This window comes from Photobacterium sanguinicancri (assembly GCF_024346675.1).
In the GTDB taxonomy this organism is placed as follows: Bacteria; Pseudomonadota; Gammaproteobacteria; order Enterobacterales; family Vibrionaceae; genus Photobacterium; species Photobacterium sanguinicancri.
On the sequence record NZ_AP024851.1, the window covers coordinates 198,139 to 220,898 of the forward strand.

Here is a 22,760-nt window from a genome sequence, read left to right on the forward strand (position 1 = left end):
CTTGAAGGCTCAATGGCAGAGAAAATTCGCTGCCATTTAATGCCATAGAAGAAGAGAAAATAGTGCCTATATTAATATAATCTAAATCGACTTGATGCGTGTGATTGGCGCTTATTTTCTTTCACGAGATTCAAAGAAATATGTCATAAATAGCATGTAGAGCAGTACGAGGAATAACTGGAAAATACGGACGTAAAACTTGTCATCTAATGCGCCATTACTCATCGAGGTTCCCATCAGGACCGTAAAACCAGTAAAGGCGGTAATGTAAAGAGGGGCCTTTGTTGGATCGGTATAAATTTTGGTGCCGATCATAGCTATGATGACGAGGATAACTAACATGTATATATACATGTTTGGTACTAAAGAAATGGTTACAAAAGCGATAAAGGCAAGTAACCCACCAAGGATGTTACTCATAGTGAAAAATAGCGCGGCTTTTCCAGTCTTATCACTGCTTGCCATTAAAGATAATATCATCACAAATGCCACTGTCAGTAGTATTTGGGATAGCTGGAAGTAGAAGTAAAAGCAAACTAACGGAAATGAAACCTTCCAGGCTCGAATGGCTGCAGCCCAACGCATCTCGTCTGTCAGTGGTGATGGTGGAAAACCATTAAACTCTACCTCTTCTTCCTCAGGGAAGTACACATGAGATAGTGCGTAGAGTGCGACCGCTAATATCCCTGAGAATGCAAAGCCAACGCCAACATCAATCGCTACGCCTTGATCTATGATTGTTATTGAAGGGAGTAAGATAAGTTCGATCATTAGATATGTTGCAAACATTACCCACTTTGGGTCGGTAAATAAATAGTATGCCCAAAGCATTCCAAGAGAGATCATGGCTAAAAATGCGATTTTATACTCGGGTAATCCTGATGATATTAAAAATCCAATAATAGCCGTGGATATAAGCGCATAACCTAGTTGTTTAACATGTAGAATATGGAATTGAGGTTTGTCGGTAATAAACTTTGCAGTCAATAGCGGCGTACAAAACGCTAATGGCCAGTTAAACCATAAAGCAAGGAATGTGGCGATGCCTACCGTAGTGATGTAACGCAGGATCCTTCGTTCCTGCGCTTGATTTATATTATCGAACATAAGACAAGATACTCACTAGATTAATCCAAGCCTTACCAAGAAGGTTAAATAGTGCATTATCTCCAGTATAAATAATCACATCTGCTTGCCCCCCAATACGCATCATTTCGATAGCGGCTGGCTCGTTGAGTTTTATTGTCACAGGTATACGTTGTGTGTCTCGTAACCAACCGTTTTGGTTTTGTACGTTGGCAAGCTTACCAAGTTGATCGTTTTGTCCCCAAGCCACACCAAGGTCAATCGAAGATACCGTACCTTTGAACGTTGTACCGGGCGCATAATCAAGTGCAATTTCAACGTCGTCGCCAGACTTTATGTTTCCTAAGCTATTTTCACGAAAATAGGCTTCTAGCCATAGACTGTCTTTTTCAACAAATGTCATTAATGGGGAGCCTGCCGAAGCATAAGAACCTGCTGACAAGTTCAAATTGGTTATTGCCCCGTTTGCTGGTGCGAACATTGTTGTGCGTGATAGATCTAATTGTGCTTGTTGCAGTTCAAGTAGTGCTGTTTGTATTTGGGCATTATCTTTACCCTCTGAACCTACTTGAGATTTTGCTTTTTCAAGATTAGCCTGAGCATTCAATACATCAGCATTGGACTTATCGATAGTTGCGCGGGTTGTGTCAGCATCAGACTTTGAAACAACGCCTTTCTCAGCCATTGCGAGTACTCGCTGGCCCTGACGTTTAGCATTTTCTTGCGCAATTAATGCGGTTGTTAATTGTGCTTGCGCAGCAATGATATTGGCCATTTGAGAGCCAACTTGTTGCCCGGTGATTTTAAGTTTTGCTTCTGCTTTCTTTACTGCAATTTTATATTCCGTTGGCGCTATTTGAAGTAACACATCATTTTTATTTACATTGGCATTGGGTTTAGCTTTGATTGCTTCTATTTGTCCTGAAACCTGTGGCTTTAAGGAAACAACATTGCCTTCCACTCTAGCGTTGTCAGTCGTGGGAATAATTCGGTCTGAGATAATCGCGGTACTAATTGAAACAACAGCTAATGCTAATAAGGCATTGGTTGTTATTTTAACTTTGTTTACTTTCCTTGGTTCTTCCGCTTTCTTGTCAATTTTATTATCTTCAGACATGGTTATTCTCGTGGGTAATGTTATTGATAAATAATGCTTTGATTACTCGCTTTGAGTCACTCGACGGCACAGTGTAAATGGCGTTTTATCCTTTTTTAAGAAAGCATATACACCAAATCCTCCTTTTAATTGCCATCTAACGACACTGCGTTTTTTGTTCGTTTTACGTGTCGGTTTTTATATATAGGGGTTTATTAGGTTGCGTGGAAGAAGGCGGTTTCACATCGTAGCTCGAGTATCGCGAAGAATTATGCTGTGTCACTAAATGGCAAGTGTGTCATTCGATTGATGATTATGATTTGTTTCTGACTTAAGAAGTCTCTTTAACTAAACAATGAAGATGACAGTAACTGAAGCCAAATATGAGCTCTAATTGGAGATCGATATGAAACTAATTAAAACACTTTCTTTAGCTTTGATAGTGCTAGCTACAAATGCTTATGCAATCACCGATGCTAGTAAGGTCGGAGCAAATGCAGGCGCGATGGTTTATTGTTATGACCATGTCGCAAGCTCAGGTCAACGCTCTAAATATAAAGTCCTTAAGCTTCAGTCTTACGATCAATATAAAGATCTACCTTCAAATGAACGTGCTCGGGCACTATTGATGAAGAAGGCTGCAGAAGATGGTGACTATCTTGGCGATCGTTTAGATAAGCGCCGATGTGATAGCCTTCGAAAGATGCTTTATATTCAATATAATTAAGAGGTGAAGAGAGCTTGATGTTAATCAGTTAAGCCTTCAGCCTCTTATAAGGCCTAGCTGCATAGCCGCTAGGCCTTTTTATTGCTGTGAACACTGAACTTTTCTTCTATCTCATTTGGATCAAACGTTCTAGGCGAGTGATCACATTATGGACATTACTCCGTTGTCACAAGACATGTTTGGATGACTCGCAATGCACTCTTCTATTAGAACGTAATCGCTCTTTGTTATGAGTTTGATTATGTATTAATACGTAGCTATGACTGTTTTTGTGGGGAGGTATGGCGTTGTGTGGCTGGCTTTTTGAGATGTTGCTAAAAATAATTATCAATTTGATACAATTGTCACTTACTATGTTGCGCGAGAGGTATTTTTGACGGTATTTTTATACCGTCCATTGTGCGAAAACAGAAAATAATAAGAGACAATCTGATGTTTAGTAGAAAGTTAAAGCAGCAGCTAGCGACTGTTCAGGGTGAGAATGCTCAGCTTCAATCGATTGTAGGCTCAATCCAGTCGGAAATGGCCACTATCGAATTTGATCTTGATGGCCGAATTTTAGATGCCAATCCACTTTTTTTAGGTATTGTCGGTTATTCGTTATCCGAGGTTGTGGGTAAATACCACAAGGCCATGTGTTTTAAAGCTTTTGCTGACAGCGCTGAATATCGTCAATTTTGGCAGAATTTAAAAGCGGGCAGAGCAGCGCATGGCACGTTTGAACGTAAGAACAAGCACGGTGAGGCGATTTGGTTAGAAGCGACTTACTTTCCAGTTAAGCAAGATGGCGTGATCGTAAAGGTCATGAAGATAGCATCTGATGTTACGATCGCTAAAAACGAGTCAATTGCTCAGCAAAATGTGTTGGCTGCGCTAAACCGTTCTCAGGCGACCATCGAATTTGATCCAACAGGCATTATTTTAACTGCGAACCAAAACTTTTTAAGTACTGTTGGCTATGCGTTAGAGCAAATTCACGGTCAACATCACCGCATGTTCTGCGATGATACTTTCTATGCTGAAAATCCAAGCTTCTGGCAAGATCTAGCGAAAGGCCACTTTAAGTCAGGGCAGTTTTTGCGAAAAAACAGTTACGGTGACAATGTGTGGTTAGAAGCCACGTATAACCCGATATTAGATGCATCAGGCAATGTGGTTAAGGTGATTAAGTTTGCCTCTAATATCACAGAGCAGATTAAAAAGAACGAAGCCGTTGCTCAAGCGGCTGAAGTTGCTTACAGCACATCAGTAGAAACGGCACAGATTGCCAAACAAGGCTCTGAACTACTCACAGATTCTGTTGAAGTGTCAGCTAAAATATCAGAACAAGTGGAAAGCACGTCTGAACAACTTCAACTGTTGAATACTAAATCACAGAATATCGAAGCCATTGTTTCAACGATTAAAGAGATTGCCGATCAAACCAACTTATTAGCATTGAATGCAGCAATTGAAGCCGCTCGTGCTGGTGAACAAGGTCGTGGTTTTGCCGTTGTCGCGGATGAGGTACGTCAGTTGGCGTCTCGTACTAGCCAGTCAACCAGTGAAATTGCTTCTGTGGTTGCAGAGAATAGAAACTTAACGGATCGTGTCACCGCAAGTATGCGTGAAGTGGCAACGATCAGTAACGAAGGCATGAACAAGATTGCCGAAGTCTCGACGGTAATGGATGAAATCTATACGGGTGCTGAAAATGTTTCGCAGACGGTCATGAGTTTGTCTGAGAGCTAACAGCCAGTTTGAAATTATAAGCGAGAAATAACAAAGCCAGAGCATGACTCTGGCTTTGTTGTATTTGCCTGTGCGAGCTAGAAGCTTACTAGCTTAGAAACTGGTGATACTAATAAAGACAGAAATAATTATCCCGCCTAACATAGGAACTGCGGTACGTTTAGCGAGTTCAAACGGTGATACTTCTGCCACACCAGCGATAGCCACCATATTGGGTGCAATCGGTGAAATGTTACGGCTCATCCCTGCGACAAACTGCATTGGTAATAGCATGACAACCGGTGCTATCCCCATTTTTGCTGCAATGTCAGGCACTAAGTTAGCAAACGAGAAGAATGCAGCGTTACCTGAGCCCATTAAGATGGCGGAGACCATAATGATACCGACCATCACTATGGTCATCAGTACAGGGCCAAATCCAGCGGTTTCAGCGGCATTAACAATGACATCAATGGCACCTATGGTTTTCAGGCCTTGGGCAAAAGTTTGACCAGCAACGATGAAGGTAACTACGTTAGCAAATTGTCGGCCCATACCATCAAAGAAAATTTGAATTGAATCAATTACTTTCTTTGCGTTACCACGGCGGAAATATTCAAAGAACAGCGTGATCACGATAGACACAAACATGGCTGTTGTGACGTCCATCTTAATGCTGCTGATCATTAACTTACTGAAAGTGAAAATCAGTACCAGTGGGATCACGGGTAAAATCGCGTAAATCGTAGGTGCGATTGACTGAGTATCTTCAGTTGAATGATTTTCATCAGCTTGATCGGCAAGGTGGCGGTGCTCGCTAGCAATGTGACCACTTTTCACATCGTAGTATTTCTGAATAACAACATGTAGAACGGCGATGGTGATTAATGCTGCAGCCGCGACAACAAGCTGGTATTGCACAACATAATCGACAACGTCGATACCAATAATTTCAGCGGCAAAGTTAACGTTACCTTGGCCTGGTCCCATTTCTACCGCAACCGCGGTAGCGATCGGTGCACAAGCCGATAGTCGGCTTAACCCTACGCTGCGCATTAGTGGGTACAGTGTCACCATCAACAATACACCTAGGCCTGAGGCACTGGTAATAAAGATGGACAGGAATTCGCCAATGATGAAACACATTGCCATGAAAAAGTAAGGCATGTGCTTAATACGAGCAAGTGGACGAGTTAGCACGCGAACGAGGGATTCAGAAGCGCCAATCTCATGCATGTAAAAAGCAAAACCGGCAATGGCCATGATTTTTAAACCAAGCCCTGCACTCTGGCTTGAAAAGGTGTTTTTAATAAATTGGAAAACATCAAGCCATTGTGAACCTGTAGAGGCGCTTTCTGGCAATGGTAGGTCTTGGCCAATTAACATTGCGGCAATCATTAAAACAATGCCGCCTGCCATTAATATTGCTTGCGCTTTATATCCCTTGAGTACAAACATAGTGACAAAGCCTGTCACTATCAATGCAATGATTATTGATAACATAAGTTCCCTTAAATGACATCACAGCAAAACAGCATGATAATCTTAATTGGTGAGTGTCTAGTGGTTGTTAATAGATGTATAAATACTGGCAGGTAGGATCTTATATTGCTTGCCTTGCTTTTTTTGTGATGGATATGCTGTATTGATAATTGATTTTTTATGCGTTCAATCTGGGCTTTGTTGTTTTAAATTGTTGATTTTTAATGGATTAAATTTAATTATGGTGTGGGTGTATTTATCAAAGTAAGTTTTCAAAAATAACAATATAAAAAGGAGGGTATAAAGGGTAGTTAAAATAGGCAGTAGATATTGGAATAATTAATTTTAATGTAATTAATATATGTCTTACTTATAGATATGGGATAGAGAATATTCCACATTTAAATCTATTTTTTTTGTGCCGTTCAATTATCAGCCATGATCGTGCTTATTTTATTAATATGTAAAAAGGCTAAGCCTGAGTAATGTGCGTGGTGCAAAAGGCGGGTAGGCCAAAGCTTCGTAACGCATCGATATAACAATCCAAACGTATTTTTCCTTCAGGCTGAGGTTTTGGGCTTAAACCATCACGAGCAGCATAGTGATCAAAGTGAATGAAGGTTGGCTGGTTATTGGGCTGCTGGCCTGTTAATCGCTGGTGCAGTTGCGTTGATACAAAGATAATTTCACTGCGATGGACATGAATAGAGGCACTGATTAACCAAGCTTGCTGGATATTGTGTTGTTGGAGTTTAGCTAAGGTGAAGCGTGCATTATCAAGTGTATTGGTGGCCTCATCTTCCAGAATAATACGATCAGCTGCGACTGCATGGCCAATAAGCCATTGCTGCATTGCACAGGCTTCTGTCATACCAGCTTGTGCTAACCCACCTGTTACAAATATCGGGATTTCGGGATATGCCTTTATTACGGTTAGTGCCGTGTCCAAGCGCTGTAATAACATTGGCGGTATGGTGCCATCAGCATTTAATTTATAACCCAAAATGATAATGGCGCTATTACCGTTTTCTTGTTGAATTGTTTTGAGTTCACTTTCAGTGTTTAGTGCAGTCCCGTAATTTATCGTTTTTGCCAGTATTTGCTCAATAGCGCTAAGCAGTTGCTCGACTTGCATGGCTGTCGGTGATGACACTTCCTTTAACCGCTGAAGATAATGTGTCACTTTTTTATGCTGATCTAAATAATGGTGCCATACGGCGAGGTATGTAAGGGGAATAATCGCATCAGATTGAAGAGGACTTTGAGATACACAATCTTCATAGAGGTGCAGTGCTTTAGGTATTTCCCCCTGAAAAGTATAGATATTTGCAAGGGTTAGCAGTAAATCAGTTCGTGTGGTGTCTAAACTAATTGCATGTTCAAGGTAGTAGCTGACAGCATCAAGGTTTGTGCCAATATGGCCACCAAAGGGGTACTGAGTGCGGTTGGATGATTGGTAAGCGAGGGAGGAAGATTCAATTAGCTGGGTGATCATAGATAGTCGGGTCCGTAACACAAAATGAAAGTCACTATTGTTCACAATGCTACATTTATTCACCAAATTCTACCAAGTATTCAGCGATGGCAGACTAAACTATTCGTAGTCAGTGAAGAAAATGGAGATCGTAATGAATAACGTATTTCAACAGCAGGGTGCGTTTAGCTGGTCTGAGCTTATTGTGGATAATCCAGAAGAAGCGGTGAAGTTCTACCAAGACGTGATTGGCTGGGAAGTAGAAGCGATGGAAATGCCACAAGGTGTTTATCACGTTGTAAAATCAAACGGTGAGCCAGTGGGTGGGATCATGGCAAAACCACCAGGCGCAGAGAAAATGCCTAATTATTGGGGCTGCTATATAACGGTAGAAAACGTGGATGAGACAATAGCAAAAGCAGAGGCTGCGGGTGGGAAGGCGGTTTATCCAGCGATGGATGTACCCGGTGTCGGTCGGATGTGTGCTTTTTTTGATGTTTCGGGTGCCATTATTTCAGTGATCACCTATGAGAAAAAAGAGTGTTAGCTCCTTTATTTCACCTTGCGGTGCGGCGTTTTAGTGTGTACTCAATTTTTGCTATGCAATGAAAGTGAAGAAATAACGAACACTTTAAATTTTGTAAAACCTGCTTACATTATTTTGCGTAACTTATGGAATATGGTGCTGATTATATGTATTTGATTTTAATGATTAAATAAGCTTTATCCTAATGCTTGTTGAGAATTATTTTTTACTTTTTTTTGTATGACGTGCATAATCTGGAAGAATTTTTGACCAGTTTCTTAGAGAAACGAACATACTGGCGCTATACGAATGAAAATCCGCTTAAATAGCATTGTATACACACTGCTCATTGCTTTATTTTTTACTATTTTCCAAAATATTGCCGTTTGGGAACGCTTAGACATTATCTTTGAATCCCTGCCTGATGCGTCAATGGGGTTCAAGTTGTCTCTGCCTTTCTTTATCTTGGCGATAATGAATGTGGTATTCACCTTGTTCACATGGCCATACCTTCACCGCGCGGTGATTGGCTTGATCATTATTATTTCGTCAATGGCGACATTTGGTATGCACCAATACGGTGTTGTACTTGATTACGATATGATCGTAAATGTGATTGAAACCGATACCAATGAAGCGACCAGCTACATGTCAACATCGGTTGTATTGTGGTTTGTATCATTAGCGGTTATTCCACTTTTCATTATGAGTCGCATTGAAGTTAAATTTAATGGCGTAATTAAAGAAGTGATCTTCAAAGCGCTAAGTATTGTTGGTTCAGTTGTCGTGGTTGCTCTGATTGCCTCTATGTACTACAAAGATTATGCATCGTTACTTCGTAATAATGCAGAAATCAAATCGACGCTTAATCCTACTAACTATATTACAGCTACGTTCCGTGTTGCGAAAACTCGTTTGTATGAAGCCAACTTACCATTTGTCCAAATTGGTACAGATGCGGTAAATCGCAATGCTGATAACGAGCAAAAAAATGTGTTAGTTGTGGTTGTAGGTGAAACGGCGCGTGCCATGAACTCATCGTTTAATGGTTATGAGAAAGAAACCAACGAATATCTAGCAAAGCAAGAGGGGGTGATTAACTTCCCGAATGTTAGCTCATGTGGTACTGCGACAGCTGTTTCTTTGCCGTGTATGTTCTCGAATATGACCAAGTCATCTTACAGTGCTTCTACCGCTCGTCACCAGGAAGGGCTATTAGATGTGCTGGATCACGCGGGTGTGGATGTGCTTTGGAAGAACAACAACAGTGGTTGTAAAGGTGCTTGCGACCGCGTGCCGTATATTAATTCGAGCAAATCTAAAAGTGAGGAACTGTGTACAAGGGGAACCTGTTTTGACGGTGTTTTACTTGAAAACTTGGACGAAGAGATTACAGCCATCAAAAAGGACGGTGTGATTGTATTGCACCTGCTAGGTAGCCATGGTCCTACGTACTATAAACGTTACCCTGATGAGTTTAAAAAATTCACGCCAACCTGTGATACGGCTGAAATTCAGAATTGCTCCAAAGAAGAGTTAGTGAACACTTACGATAATACCCTGCTATATACGGATTACTTGTTGAGTGAAGTGATCAATACACTGAAAGCACAAGACGATAGCGTAAATACAGCCATGCTTTATGTGTCTGATCACGGTGAATCATTAGGTGAAAACGGTATCTACTTACATGGTCTACCGTACGCGATTGCCCCTGATTACCAAACGCATGTACCTATGGTTACTTGGATGTCTGATAGCTTCACCAAGAAGCATAAGTTAAATACTGAGTGTCTTCAGGAAATGGCGCAAGGCGAGTATTCACATGACAACTTCTTCCATTCAATCTTAGGTTTGATGGATATCGAAACAAGTGAATACAAACCAGCGTTAGACATGTTTGCGACATGTTCAAAATAATGCATCTTAATTTAGTTCTATATATAGGAAAATCTACATGAAACCTGGTGCTACCGGTATTAAACGCGTTATTGACGCGACGGGTTACTCCATGAAAGGCTTAAAGGCGGCTTGGCAACACGAAGCTGCTTTTCGTCAAGAAATCGTATTAATGGCATTGTTGACTGTCGTTACTTTTTTCTTACCTGTCACTAAATTAGAGCAAGTCGTGATGATTGGCTCATTATTCATCGTGGTGATTGTAGAACTTCTTAACTCAGCTGTTGAAGCGGTTGTTGACCGTGTAGGTTCGGAATTCCATGAGTTAAGTGGCCGAGCAAAAGACATTGGTTCAGCGGCTGTATTTGTGGCGTTGACACTGGTGACTGTTACTTGGGGTCTTATCCTATTTACTTAACTCGTTTGGCATTTTGCTTTAAGAAGCGTGAATGTTAATAGATGAGTGTTAAAAAAATCCCTAGCTTTTGGCTAGGGATTTTTTATTTGTGCAAAGTAAACTGTCGTTAGACCTAGATTAAAAAACAGAGGACATGCCCGGTACTTGTGACTGCAACATCACCATGCCAAGGATGATGAGTGCCCCCCCTCCTAATGCTTGTACCACAGGACGAAGATCGGTTAATACTGACGTCGGTTTAGTCGTATTATGTTTAATATAAAAGTGAGCCAACTTCTTGCCTGTAATTGTCATCATTGCGAGGGTAGAGGTTGTCATTGCGGTTCCTAATGCCATCACGATAGCACTGACTATGCCAAGCCAATACATATCGACCATATTGGAAAACAGCAGCACCATAATGGCGCCAGTACATGGTCGGATACCAATGCTGGCAATGATACTGACAATTTCTTTTTTGGATGTTGTTTGGTTTACGCTATCGGCAGATGCATGATGATGACAGCAAGTCTGTATGCTTGGTACGTTAGTATCTTGCGCTTTATTGGTTAGCTGCATTCGCCATAAGGTGCGGAGACTGCGTGTTATTAGCGCAAGACCCAAAGCAATTACGGCATAAAAACTCCAAGTGACAAAGGTGTCAGCGTGGGCGCTAATGTCGCGCATGGAGGTATGATAAACAAAACGCAAAGTAGAAACGAGGCTGATCGCGACAATGGCTTGCATTAATGCAGACAGTAACGTGATCCATAAGCTAATGGTTACTTTGGCGGGATGGGTCGCCACATAGGTAGAGACAATGACCTTGCCATGACCAGGCCCCAGAGAGTGTAAAATGCCATACAATAGACTAACACTCACTAAGCTGATGCTGGCCGAGAGAGGCTCAGTTTTCGCATCAAACAGTAACTCACTTAACGTGTTATAAAGGCTGCGTTGCCACTGCATACCAGATAGGATCAGGGAAGGCCAAGCTTGCCACAAGGTGTAGCCTACGATGCTAAACAAGCTTAACACTGTGAGTAAGCCATAAATCGAAAAGAGCCAATGAGCGACGGAAGAGCGGGTTGATTGCATTTGACTGACCTTGATTAGACCTTTGGTTGACAGACAATAGTGACTGTTTGAGTAAAGAGTTGACCTAATGCGTTATCAGGATCGGCATCGGCTGGCAGCGACATGGCGTAGCTCATTTGTTCAGCTGTTGGGTTTGGTTTAATTACCTTCACTTGGCAGTGTTCTTTCAGCGGTTCAGCAAGGGTGATATCGCTGTTCGCTTTCCATGCCAGATCAACGTAATAGCTTGGTTCAAATACGCGTAGCTTTAATGGCTTTTCAGGTAGCGGTTGAGGGGTAGCGAGAGGCAGCTCAAAACTTAAAGTGATTTTCATTCTATCTTGGCTTAACGATCCACCAGGCGATACTTTATATTTGATCGGTTGCTCATTTTGGTAGAAGTACGTGAAGTAGTGTTCCTGCAATAGGTTTTCCATTACAGAATCAGCGATAGTTTGGAAAGTAGAGACCTTGTTTTCTGCTGATGTATCTTCACCATCGAGCATATAGGCCGACGTCATTGCATCAAATGTCCAATGCATTTTAAAACCCGTGATATGAGTTTTAGTGCCAAGAATTTCTGTATGAATATCGACCCAAGAGTGAGGGTGGGCAAGGGATACTGAAGGTATTATGCATAATACCCCGAGCAGTAGTGTTGAAAAGCGTCGGCGGAGTGTAGTCAAAAAGGGAATATTAGTCGAAGGTAAAAGCAGCTTTGTCATGACACCATTTTCATCGATTTTGGTTTGATGTGGGATGTTACTTTATCACATTTTATCATCGACAGTGCTTGGTGTTTAAAAGAAAAACGGAAGGCAAGCTTCCGTTTATGATTAACCTGTTTTAATACAATTGACTTGCTTTAACAGAGTCAGTGTTGTTGGGTTTAAAGCTCTTTAGCTTGTACCCAAATAACGGCATCTTGAGACAGTTCTTTGCCTTGGTATTCTGTATCAGGACCAGTGCCTAGACATGCAAAGCCCCAAGTGCCCGCTTTAGGGATACCAAATGTAAATACACCGTTATTATCGGTAAACGCTACAATAGCTGATGCAGGTGCTTCGCGGTAGTTGGTTTTACCGAATGCATTCTTTTCTAGATTAATGTCAGTATTTACAAATTCGATTTCACATTCTGCACCTGCAACGGGTTTGCCGTCGCTGATGACTCTACCGCTGAATGTACCGCCCGCGAAAACTTGGTATGGTTTGTTTAATGGTAAAATTTCTGTTTTAAGACCAAGTGGCTCTTCCCAACCTGTCGGCATAGCCCCTTTATTAACAAAACTTTTAGTGATCTGTTGAATGTAAACGTCTTCATTTTTCTCGTAGTAAGGTGTTGGTACAACAGCAAAAATGTAGTCGCCGTTACGCTGTACTTTTACATCAGCTTGGTAAGCTTTTGCTTTGTTTTCTGGACCCTGCCAGCTGATTTCTTTTAACTTCGCCATCAGATCCGTGCGCTTATCTTTGAATTGCACGAAGAACTCAAGTGGCTTTTCCATATCCATTACATGACCATTTTCCATTGGGTGCCCAAAAACCAACTTCATGTCGAGTGTCGCAGGTTTCGCCAGCTGCATCTCGGGTGTGTACGCCATTTGGAAGTGCGCGTGACTTGCCACTGAAAAAGAGAGAGTTGCGGCACTTAGAAGGGCTAGGGTTGTTTTTTTCATGATCATATTATCCTTATAGATTTGTCAGTTTTGGTCTTGTAGCTAGAAATTATTTGGCTGTTATTCGACAATATTTTCGCTATCGATAGAGATGAGGTGGCCTGGGCCCGCGTTAAATTCAACGTGGTAAGCTGATTTTGGTTTGTCGAATTCAAATTCACTGTCTTCATTCATTTTGCCTTTCACGACTAATTCACCACTGTCGTTAATAACCTTTATTTCTACCCCAGTTGCTGACGAACCATCGGAAAAACCGCCTTCACAAAGTACCGTACCATCGCCTGAGTCATAGCATGAACACAGTGGCGTATGGGCTAGTGCAATTGTTGGAGTAAAAAGGGCTGCAATAAGTGCCAATTGTTGAAAACGCATAGGGTATTCCTTCAGGTTATTATTGTTTCAGCCTCTCGCTGAATTGATGGCGGGACTTTAAATTAAGTCGCAGTTAAATTCTGCTTCATTCGACATAAAATTGATCGCGATCATCCTAATGATAACTATTGTTATTTGCGGTTGAGTTTGTTTATCAATATACGTAAATTCAGTAGATTATGCCTTACATCTCATATCGACTATTCAAATGAAACTTGATCAACTGCACCCTCATCAACACGCAATTATTCTTCAACATCATGCTGAAGGAGCAATAAGACAAAGGCTGATGGATCTTGGTCTTCTCCCTCAAACGCTAATTAAATTAGTTCGTTACGCACCATTTGGTGACCCTATTCAAGTTAAGGTGGGGCGTGCAAGTGTGAGTTTACGTATTGCAGAAGCAAAAATGGTTTCAGTTGAGTTACTGGAAAATCGTGCTGAAAGTAAGGAGTAGCGAAATGACGATTTTATTGGCTGGACAACAAAATGCAGGCAAATCCACGCTTTTTAATATGCTCACAGGTGCGCGTCAGCATGTGGCAAATTACCCTGGAGTGACGGTTGATAAGAAGGTGGGCTTCTTTAAGGTTGGCAATGAAACATGTAGTCTTATTGACTTGCCTGGCACCTATAGCTTATCGAGTTTTTCGCTTGAAGAGCGCGTCACACGGCAGGCTTTGAGTGACTTAAAACCAACAGCAGTGTTGAATGTGTTAGATGCAGTAAACCTTTCCCGTGGTTTGAACTTAACAATGCAATTGATTGAGCAATCTCAGCCTCTTGTTCTTGTTATTAATATGATGGATATTGCCCAATCGGAAGGTATCACCATTGATTCTGATTTGTTGTCGAAACGTCTTGGTTTACCTGTTATTGAAACAATAGGTAAGCAAGCGCGTGGAAAACAGTTAATCGCCGATTCGATTTCAACAGCCACCGTTAGTCAGCTACCGTATTCGTTACCTAAATTAACCCAGGCCCAGCAACAGTTAGTATTATTGTTGCAGTCTAATCAACACTACCTCGGCCAGCCGATAGAGTGGTTGGCGTTACGTTTATTAGAGCAAGACGCCGTGGTTGAAGGGCAACTTAAAGAAGCGTTGCCTACAGAGGAGTGGGAGAAAATATCGGTATGGTTGGAAGAGACTATTCCCAATCTGACAGCATTGCTTACCATGTCGGTGAGTGATTATGTGATGACGTGCCGGAATGGTTTCATTCAGCAGTTATTACAAGATGTTGTGCATGAAGCCACACCAGATAAAGAGACAAGAACAGAAAAAATCGATCGTTGGGTGCTGAACCGCTATATCGCGCCATGCGTATTATTAGCCACGGTATTTCTTATTTACCAACTATCAATTGTCTATGGCTATGAGCTGACCAACTACACTTGGCCTTATTTGGCTGCTACGCGCGAATTTATCGCTGGATTTTTACCTGCGGCTGGTTTTTTACATGATCCTTATGTGCGCTCTATGGGGTTATGGATCGTCGATTCGGCCAATACGTTACTAAACTACGTGCCCATCTTCTTGATTTTATTTGGTTTAATAGCCGCACTAGAAGACTCTGGCTACATGGCTCGAATCGCTTTTATCGTTGATAAAATTCTTCACAAATTTGGGCTGCATGGCCAGAGTACTTTACCGATGATTTTAAGTGGGGTGTTTGCTGGTGGCTGCGCTGTACCTGGTATCATGGCAACCAAAGGCATTCCCGATCATCGCGCACGGTTAGCCACTATTTTAACGGTGCCATTCATGAACTGTTTGGCGAAAGTCCCCCTGTATACCTTGTTAGTTAGTATTTTCTTTGTAGAGCATAAAGCACTAATGATGTTCTATATTGCAACAATTACGATTATCGCGGCGCTTTTGGTTGCCAAGTTATTAACGAAAACTGTATTGAGAGGGACAGAAACAGCCCCTTTCGTAATGGAACTTCCGCGCTACCATATGCCAACGTTGCGAAGTGTACTGACGCGTGCGTTTGAACGAACTTGGATTTATATCAAGAAGGTCGGCACCATAGTGATTGCAGTATCCGTGGTGATTTTCTGTTTGCTTCAATTCCCGGGTGTACCCAATAGTCAGCAACAAACGTTTGAGCAGCAAGCAACGGCAGCCATCGATCGTTTTTACACTAAGCTAAAAGGTAACCCGTACTTAGACAATGTCCCTGCCGCTGAACTACCAGCGTTAGTGAATTATTACACTGACTTTAAGCGTGCGAAATTGAATGCCACTAGCCCGAGTGCGTCTAAATCGGTGAATGTGGCTTTCTCTGAACGTAATGCGTTGTTTTATCCTTTAGTTGTGCCTCCCAAAGGTGATAAATCAGCGAAAAAAATCAGTCGAGAGCTTCGGAAGTTAGCATCATCACGTAAGAAAATCAGACGTAAGATGAAAGAGTTACGCTTAGAAACTTCCTTGTTAGGTCAGCTAGGTCGTTCAATGGAGCCAGTGACACAATTGGCAGGCTTTGATTGGAAGATCAATGTTGCCTTGCTGTCTTCTTTTGCTGCCCGTGAAAGCAGTGTTGCAACGTTGGGTGTGTTATTCCAGCAAGATGACGACAGTAATGACACACTTGAAGCCCGAATGAGTTCGGAAACCAAAGACAAAGGCAGTAGTGATTTGTCTGCGGTTGCAGTGATTTTGTTCTTTGCTTTATATCCACCATGTTTAGCAACGATGATCATGATCCGAGTGCAAACAGGTCAGTATCGTTGGATGTTACTCGCGATATTCCTGCCAACAGGTTTAGGCTTTTTGGTTGCAACAACCGCGTATACCCTTGGCAATTTATTTGCGCTATCTGGTATTGCCATGATGTCTTGGATATATGGCACAAGCTTAGCTACTCTGTTGCTAGTGGCTTGCAGCGATACGTTAAAACGCTGGAAACAACGATGGTTGACGCCTCAACAGCTAAGGAATGAAAATGGGTAATTCCAGTTCTGCGCTTGTTACTGATGCCGCTAATCATTGGCAAGATATAGCACTGTTTGGTTTGATTGTGGCAGCGGCGGTTTATTATCTTTATCAGAAGCTTTGGAAAAAGAAAGGGGAGTGCGGAAGTTGTGATAGCTGTGGCAGTGCTTGCCCTTCAAAGCCGCGTGATAAAGATCGAAGTAAACGCTAGCAACCGTGTTAATACCAGTAACGACCGCCTTTAAAAGCGGTCGTTTTTGTATTCAGCTTATTTTATTAAAGTGCACTGTCTACAATATGTAGTGCTAGCCACTCAGAAAGATCTTTTAGTACGTGTTCTTTCTCTGGCTCATTAAACAATTCATGATATAAGCCATCGTATTGTTTGAGTGTTTTATCTGTACTTGAAACGGCGTTAACCAAAAAATTCGCCCCTCGTGGGTTTACTAATCGATCTTCAGTTCCTTGTAATATAAGTAAGGGCAGATTAATCAAATGGGCATTTTGAGCCATATTGTCCATGGCCAGCTGTATTTGGCGGCTTAATCCTGCTGTTACATTACCTGAATGTACCAATGGGTCTTGTAGGTAACGTTCAATAACGCTGGGATCGCGGCTTATGCCTTTTATATCAAGCGCGACAGCAGGTAGGGCTGGTGCGATTGCTGCAATATATTTTCCCAGTTTAATTAGAAGCGGAGAAATTTGTGCTGGTGGTTGAATCGCTGGTGCAGAGAGAACCGCTCCGTTAACCTTGTTTTGATGCTGAAGAAGATAGGTAGAGGTGATTAAACCGCCCATGCTGTGCCCGATAAGGAAAAGAGGACAATCAGGCCGAGTCTCTTTTACCTGATCGACATAGTTATCAAGTGTATCGATATACTCGTCAAAACTGTCGATAAAGACTCTTTTTCCTTCGCTTTGCCCGTGACCAAGATGATCAAGCCCGTACACAGCAATGTTGAGGGGAAGTAAAGTTTGAACTAGGTTCTGGTATCGACCAGAATGCTCACCTAAGCCATGAACAACAATGACGATCGCATGTGGACGATTGCCTTCAGGTTGCCATGATTGCGTGTAAATTTGCTTCCCTGAGAGACTGGTAAAAAAGGCTTCTTGATGAGTCATTGATCGATATGTCTATACTGTGAAATTGATGGCAACAGTATAAGTGTGGTTTTGTACCTATAAAAGAAGAGTTCGTTTTGATGTGCAGAAATATAAAAGAGTGGTCAATAAGAGATAGGTACGATGTTAAGTAACGTACCACTGTTATATGGAAGTTAGAAAGTCAGGACAATACGCTAATCACCATGTCGCGAATGATATGAATACTTGTGTAGGGACCAGCAGGAATAAGCCTCCACTTAAAAAAGTTTAAGTGAACTAGCTCCCCACTTTTAAACAGCCTGAATCAGATTCAAGATCGATGGCAGCAAGTATTGCGATAAACATAACAAATAAACCATAACCTAACCAAAACCAAGTAGTCATCACTTTACAAACCTATATTACAATTTAACAATTACTCCTGCTTTAACACGCGTCATCCATTGACGATATCATTATAGATTCGATGGCAAATCATTTCAATATGCACCTAGATTGGCATGAGCGTACGGTAAACACGCCTTGTTGGTTTATCGCAAACAATGATAAATACTCACTTTAATGCATAGGTGCGTGCAAGCCCCCGATTAAGCAATTGACTTTCAATAGCGCCATCACCTAAAAACTGCTTTGAACAACGTTTTATTATATTGATACTAAAATATACCGCTGACTGATTGAGTAATAAAGGAGGATATGGGTTACCTGATTGAGCGTTGGTTTAATGGTTTTAACCACAAAAGTAAGGTGTAGTAGACCTATAGAAAGGGCTTATGAGACACAATAATATAAAAATTAGAAAAAAATTAGATGCTATATTGTCATGTAAATATGCTGACGTTAATGCTGGGAACTGGATTAGATTTGATTGGGTGTCCAATTAAAAATTGAATTGAGATGAGTATAATTGGATGGCGCCTGTCTTAAATACAGGGTTAATTGATAAAATTATTACTAAATTTAAATTAAATATCAAATATTGACGTGAATTTATAAATTACACAGTTATGAAGATCCATTAAATAATATTGTGTATTTGTTATTGATAAAGAAGAAATGTAAATGGTGGTCGGATTTGTCACCTTAACTATTGCAAGTACTATCGCTTCGAATTCAGAAGTTAGTCACTAAAAACAATAAAGGAAATAAGTCATGTCAATTACATTTCAAGGAAATCCGGTTTCAGTTTCAGGTACATTCCCTAAAGTAGGTGAAAAAGCACCTAGCTTTACGTTGTGTTCTGCTGAATTAAACGATTTTAGTTTAGAAAGTTTAAAAGAGAAAAAAGTTGTTTTAAATATTTTCCCAAGTATCGATACTCCTGTATGTGCTACTAGTGTTCGAACCTTTAATGAAAAAGCAGTTAACTTAGAAAATGTTACTGTTTTATGTATTTCAGCTGATCTTCCTTTTGCTACTGGTCGTTTCTGTGGAGCTGAAGGTCTCGATAATGTTGAAACCGCATCTTTTTTCCGCTCTTCTTCTTTCACAGAAGATTATGGTGTTAATTTGAATGATGGTGCATTAAAGGGTTTAGCGACTCGTGCTGTTGTTGTTATAAATGAAGAAGGTACTGTTTTACACAGTGAATTAGTTTCTGAGATTACTGAAGAAGCTAACTATGATTTGGCTTTAGAGTCTCTAAAAGCGTAACCTTATATAATAAGAGCGCTTTGCTAAGCGCTCTTTTAATACTTCTGATTTGTCATTACTTAATGTTTAAATTGAAATGATATATTTTTACGAAGTATCGATAAGTGTATCTTAGTTATTTTTACGCTATCTTCCTTATTATGAAAATAAAATGATAGTGTGTGGCTTATAATAATGCTTGAGTTTTAAGCTAATGGGTAAGGTGGGCTTGATCCAGGCTGAGATCTGTTTTATATATCATCTTATACATCAGTGGCATTAAAGTCGTAGTTATAGATCTTCCCCTCCTCGAATTTAATGAACAGTAATAATTATATTGAGAATGAAAGCTGTATTGGGAAAAATAGAAGAGTATCAAGAGGTTACTGGTTTGGAGTGCGATAATTTAGACAGGCTTAAACTGCATGTTAAATGCTTTTATATAAAAAAGTAAGCATTTAAATGAACAAGATAAATTTCTTATGTCAAAAGATATTTGTCGAATGCTTAAATCAGAGTTATGTTTTGTGAATTAACCTCAAATTATGAAGCTATCGACATTTTAACTGATATTAAAATAAGTTTAGTCTAGCGTAATAACACATTAGATATATCTAATGTGTATTAATGTTACGTGTTTTATATATTCCAAATTACTCGACGCTAACTCATGTAAAATTATTAACTTACTGCAAGTTAAAATAGACAGTTTATATGATACAAGAATAAGAATTATATTTATGAAAACAACAACAATTTCTGCACTAATCGCCTGCCTTTTATCAACTACAACATTGGCAGCAAACCAATTCACAACCGTTTCTGAATCTGCACCTTTAGGTATGGGTAATATCGTTACACTAGATGCATCACCACTACAGTTAATTGGTCAACCCGTTAAAGTGGGACAAATGATGCCGAGTACACTACTAAAGAGAGGTGATCTTAGCGACTTTGATACCAGCGCACCGGTTCATAATGTTCGTATTTATAGCATTATAGCTTCTGTTGATACACCTGTTTGTGATGAACAACTGCATGAGTTAAATGATCACTTAGCATCAAATGATATTAAAGGTATCGACTTCTTAGCTGTAAGTTCTGATACCGTATTTGCTCAGTCTCGCTTTGCAAAAGTGGCGAATATTAGTGATAAAGTCACTTTTTTATCTGATGCTGTATCCCATAATTTTGGTCAGAAAACAGGTACCCAAATTGATGGTATTGGTTTGCTAACACGTACCATTATTGTGGTTGATAAAAATAATGTAATTCGTCATATTCAACGAGTTCCAGAACTAACAACAACACCTGATTTAGCTAAAGCTATTAACGTAGCAAAGCAATATATTTAGTCAATACTAATGTGCGCCGTAATTCATGATGAATGAGTTACTGCGCCTTAATATATGTTTCATGTACCTGAGGTCTTTACCTATAAAGTAGAGATTATAGCTGTAGTAAATGTGATGTTGCCACGCTTTGAGAACTTGTGAAAAATGAAACAAAAGCTAATTACTCGAATGATCTCTCTTATTATCCTTTTTACACTTTTTTCTGGCCTTGGCTGGATAGTTATAATGGTTGATAATCACTTTGACGATACTACTGTCGAAGCCATAGTTTTTGATAAGGCCGCTTTTTTTAAATGCCACGTCATTTGTTCATTGAGCGACAATAAGTATTTGTAATCCAATATAGGCTTTATATCAAAATAGGTTTTGTATTTCTTGTCTCTTATCTTATAGATTCGCTACCTTTTTCTCGTCCTGCCTAGTCCTTTGGCACAGGTAAGCATTATTCCATTTTACCAACGCCTTAAGACAGATGTTTTTGTGTCGTATGGTTTGATCTGTGTATGGCAATTTTACGCGCGCTTCGTCAACTTGGGTTGCTTTTGTCACATATTTACAAACAGTTTGCGTGTGCTTTCTAAAAGAAAATTTGCAAGATGTGATTTAGTTGACAGAATAGTAAATTACACACTGGTATGACAAGTATAGATTGATCTAAATCATACTGGAAAATCTTTATAGCACTACTATCTGGTATATCTATAAAGCAAACACCTTTCATATGCTTTGAAAATGTTTATGAGATGTAATAATGGTAAATATACTGTGTGTTGCATTGATAAGATAAGAATAGAACGGTTTTATTATTTAGATGGATTTGTAGTTGAAACATGAAGTACAAAATTAATGGATTTCTTTATTATGATGCCACGGATGCAACATTAAGTATTGATGATAATGGTACTTCGGATACACACCTTTCAATTACAGCAAATGCTTTACTCTATTTTTTACTACAAAATCCCGGGGTAATAACTCGTGATGAGATAATGCAGAAGGTATGGGATGATAATGGACTCACTTCATCCAATAGTAATCTAAACCAATACCTGAGCTTATTGCGTAAATCTTTTCGTAACTATCAAATTGAGAACGCTATCATCACCGTCGCGCGCGGTAGATTGGAGTTAAGCAAAGATTTAGTCATTGAAGTGATTGATGATAATCAATTACACCCGTTGTTTATTAATCAGGAAGGGCCAGCACAAGAGCTGAATGAACCCGCAGAGCTAGCTGATAGCTCGACAGCGACAGAGTTACCAGAGCAGACTGAAGAGCAAGAGCGAAACTGGATGATGGCAAGTGCGGTTTTGTTTACAGCGGCATTGGTTTTGTTGTGGACGGCCATTATCTCTGAACGATCCATTAATATTGTGCAGCTTAATCAAGTTTCTGATCAGGCCTGTGAGTTGTTTTCTAATGAGAAAATGATAAATAGCGAGATGGATAAAAGTTATAAATTAAGTTTCGATGCAGTACGCAAAAAGTTATCTCTTGAATGTAATGATGATCGGCGCTTTATTTTCTATTACAGCGATAAGTTTAAAAATAAAGGGTTAGGCCGAACTTTCATGGCGCAATGTGCAAAGAATGAAAATAACCCATATGCCTACTGCGATAATTACTTTTACTATTCTTGGAAATAAGCATGCATTCAAATAAAAGTGGTAAGATATTTTTCTTTTATGCGCTTATTCTTTTTCTGCTTTGTACTCTCCCTTTTTTGGCTAAAGTTATGCCTGAAAATAGTGGGGAGATGAAATGCACTGCTCGTGCCATTATGCATTTCGAAGATACCGAAACCGAAACCGTGAATGTTAACGTCCATTTTCATTTTGCTGTCGGAGGAAAGGGTTCTATGGTGGTGGAAGGGTATTCAGATTCAAAAGCAGGCTGGTTATACCTTCAGCGGTACGTGAAATTTGAATATTACAGCCAGCGCGTTTCTGATCTTGAGCGTATGTACAAAGTAAAAAGTTGGTCGTCGAGTAAATCATCTATCGATGAGGCACCCGATGTGATTTTTGACTACTTTATGCGTGAGATGTCTGACAGTAATCACGCACTCCAAATTCAGGTTAAACAGCTTAATCATGATACTGTGTTACTGAGTTCGATTAATTCACCGTTATTTGTGTGTGCGCTAGCAGATTAGGCCCATTGATTAAATGATCAGGCAATAACTCGTCGCTTGGTGCTT

The 22,760-nt window shown here is 40.3% G+C and carries 21 protein-coding genes; 12 read left to right on the top strand and 9 right to left on the bottom strand.

Translation table 11 applies throughout. The features are described from left to right. Positions 1-111 precede the first annotated feature (111 nt). Positions 112-1,107 (bottom strand): DUF2955 domain-containing protein, encoded by a 996-nt coding sequence (locus tag OCU87_RS17845; RefSeq protein ID WP_261858978.1) that lies wholly within the window; start codon positions 1,105-1,107, stop codon positions 112-114. Then, positions 1,097-2,203, bottom strand: a complete 1,107-nt coding sequence (locus OCU87_RS17850; protein WP_094957457.1) for an HlyD family secretion protein — start codon at positions 2,201-2,203, stop codon at positions 1,097-1,099. Before OCU87_RS17850 ends, OCU87_RS17845 begins: the two co-directional genes overlap by 11 nt. 385 nt (positions 2,204-2,588) lie before the next feature. Here OCU87_RS17850 and OCU87_RS17855 point away from each other — a divergent pair, with 385 nt between their 5' ends. Both OCU87_RS17855 and OCU87_RS17860 read left to right on the top strand, forming a co-directional pair. Next, entirely contained in the window at positions 2,589-2,909 is a 321-nt protein-coding gene (locus tag OCU87_RS17855) for a hypothetical protein (RefSeq protein WP_094957456.1), read from the top strand. 432 nt (positions 2,910-3,341) lie between these two features. Continuing rightward, the gene (locus OCU87_RS17860; RefSeq protein WP_261858979.1) at positions 3,342-4,640 is read left to right on the top strand and encodes a methyl-accepting chemotaxis protein; all 1,299 of its coding nucleotides are present in this window, start codon (positions 3,342-3,344) and stop codon (positions 4,638-4,640) included. Positions 4,641-4,733: 93 nt separating this feature from the next. Here OCU87_RS17860 and dcuC read toward each other — a convergent pair whose 3' ends face one another. Next, positions 4,734-6,122 carry a C4-dicarboxylate transporter DcuC gene (dcuC, locus tag OCU87_RS17865; RefSeq protein WP_261858980.1) on the bottom strand — a complete coding sequence of 463 codons (1,389 nt, stop codon included), beginning with the start codon at positions 6,120-6,122 and terminating at the stop codon, positions 4,734-4,736. A 451-nt stretch (positions 6,123-6,573) separates the two neighbouring features. Continuing rightward, the gene (locus tag OCU87_RS17870; RefSeq protein ID WP_261858981.1) at positions 6,574-7,596 is read right to left on the bottom strand and encodes a YdcF family protein; all 1,023 of its coding nucleotides are present in this window, start codon (positions 7,594-7,596) and stop codon (positions 6,574-6,576) included. A 133-nt stretch (positions 7,597-7,729) separates the two neighbouring features. Here OCU87_RS17870 and OCU87_RS17875 point away from each other — a divergent pair, with 133 nt between their 5' ends. The 3 genes from OCU87_RS17875 to OCU87_RS17885 all read left to right on the top strand — a co-directional run bounded on the left by OCU87_RS17875 (position 7,730) and on the right by OCU87_RS17885 (position 10,418). Then, complete coding sequence (locus OCU87_RS17875; RefSeq protein WP_261858982.1) at positions 7,730-8,122, top strand: VOC family protein; 393 nt, start codon at positions 7,730-7,732, stop codon at positions 8,120-8,122. Positions 8,123-8,410: 288 nt separating this feature from the next. Next, positions 8,411-10,021 (top strand): phosphoethanolamine transferase EptA, encoded by a 1,611-nt coding sequence (gene eptA, locus OCU87_RS17880; RefSeq protein ID WP_261858983.1) that lies wholly within the window; start codon positions 8,411-8,413, stop codon positions 10,019-10,021. Between the two features lie 37 nt (positions 10,022-10,058). Next, the gene (locus OCU87_RS17885) at positions 10,059-10,418 is read left to right on the top strand and encodes a diacylglycerol kinase (RefSeq protein ID WP_062691389.1); all 360 of its coding nucleotides are present in this window, start codon (positions 10,059-10,061) and stop codon (positions 10,416-10,418) included. Between the two features lie 117 nt (positions 10,419-10,535). On the opposite strand, the gene OCU87_RS17890 is transcribed toward OCU87_RS17885, so the two are convergent. The 4 genes from OCU87_RS17890 to OCU87_RS17905 form a co-directional block, all read right to left on the bottom strand. Continuing rightward, on the bottom strand, positions 10,536-11,495 hold the full coding sequence (locus OCU87_RS17890) for a nickel/cobalt transporter (RefSeq protein WP_261858984.1): 960 nt from the start codon (positions 11,493-11,495) through the stop codon (positions 10,536-10,538). 14 nt (positions 11,496-11,509) lie between these two features. Continuing rightward, complete coding sequence (locus OCU87_RS17895; RefSeq protein ID WP_390961524.1) at positions 11,510-12,160, bottom strand: DUF1007 family protein; 651 nt, start codon at positions 12,158-12,160, stop codon at positions 11,510-11,512. 203 nt (positions 12,161-12,363) lie between these two features. Further along, the gene (locus OCU87_RS17900) at positions 12,364-13,152 is read right to left on the bottom strand and encodes a DUF4198 domain-containing protein (protein ID WP_261858985.1); all 789 of its coding nucleotides are present in this window, start codon (positions 13,150-13,152) and stop codon (positions 12,364-12,366) included. Positions 13,153-13,212: 60 nt separating this feature from the next. After that, complete coding sequence (locus OCU87_RS17905; protein ID WP_261858986.1) at positions 13,213-13,524, bottom strand: hypothetical protein; 312 nt, start codon at positions 13,522-13,524, stop codon at positions 13,213-13,215. A gap of 208 nt (positions 13,525-13,732) precedes the next feature. Between OCU87_RS17905 and OCU87_RS17910 the strand changes: the two genes are divergently transcribed. From OCU87_RS17910 to OCU87_RS17920, 3 genes are read left to right on the top strand one after another with little or no spacing between them, the layout of a single operon-like run. Then, on the top strand, positions 13,733-13,981 hold the full coding sequence (locus tag OCU87_RS17910; protein WP_094957155.1) for a FeoA family protein: 249 nt from the start codon (positions 13,733-13,735) through the stop codon (positions 13,979-13,981). 4 nt (positions 13,982-13,985) lie between these two features. Beyond that, entirely contained in the window at positions 13,986-16,481 is a 2,496-nt protein-coding gene (gene feoB, locus OCU87_RS17915; RefSeq protein WP_261858987.1) for a ferrous iron transport protein B, read from the top strand. Then, positions 16,474-16,674 (top strand): FeoB-associated Cys-rich membrane protein, encoded by a 201-nt coding sequence (locus tag OCU87_RS17920; RefSeq protein WP_062691377.1) that lies wholly within the window; start codon positions 16,474-16,476, stop codon positions 16,672-16,674. The genes feoB and OCU87_RS17920 overlap by 8 nt, the downstream gene beginning before the upstream one ends. Positions 16,675-16,739: 65 nt before the next feature. On the opposite strand, the gene OCU87_RS17925 is transcribed toward OCU87_RS17920, so the two are convergent. Continuing rightward, positions 16,740-17,591, bottom strand: a complete 852-nt coding sequence (locus OCU87_RS17925; protein ID WP_261858988.1) for an alpha/beta hydrolase — start codon at positions 17,589-17,591, stop codon at positions 16,740-16,742. A 1,134-nt stretch (positions 17,592-18,725) separates the two neighbouring features. Here OCU87_RS17925 and tpx point away from each other — a divergent pair. The 4 genes from tpx to OCU87_RS17945 all read left to right on the top strand — a co-directional run bounded on the left by tpx (position 18,726) and on the right by OCU87_RS17945 (position 22,715). After that, the gene (gene tpx, locus OCU87_RS17930) at positions 18,726-19,226 is read left to right on the top strand and encodes a thiol peroxidase (RefSeq protein WP_261858989.1); all 501 of its coding nucleotides are present in this window, start codon (positions 18,726-18,728) and stop codon (positions 19,224-19,226) included. Positions 19,227-19,945: 719 nt separating this feature from the next. Further along, positions 19,946-20,560, top strand: coding sequence for a peroxiredoxin (locus OCU87_RS17935; RefSeq protein WP_062691374.1), 615 nt, complete (start codon positions 19,946-19,948; stop codon positions 20,558-20,560). A gap of 830 nt (positions 20,561-21,390) precedes the next feature. After that, positions 21,391-22,206 carry a winged helix-turn-helix domain-containing protein gene (locus OCU87_RS17940; protein WP_261858990.1) on the top strand — a complete coding sequence of 272 codons (816 nt, stop codon included), beginning with the start codon at positions 21,391-21,393 and terminating at the stop codon, positions 22,204-22,206. A gap of 89 nt (positions 22,207-22,295) precedes the next feature. Further along, positions 22,296-22,715 carry a FidL-like protein gene (locus OCU87_RS17945; RefSeq protein WP_261858991.1) on the top strand — a complete coding sequence of 140 codons (420 nt, stop codon included), beginning with the start codon at positions 22,296-22,298 and terminating at the stop codon, positions 22,713-22,715. Positions 22,716-22,760: the final 45 nt, after the last annotated feature.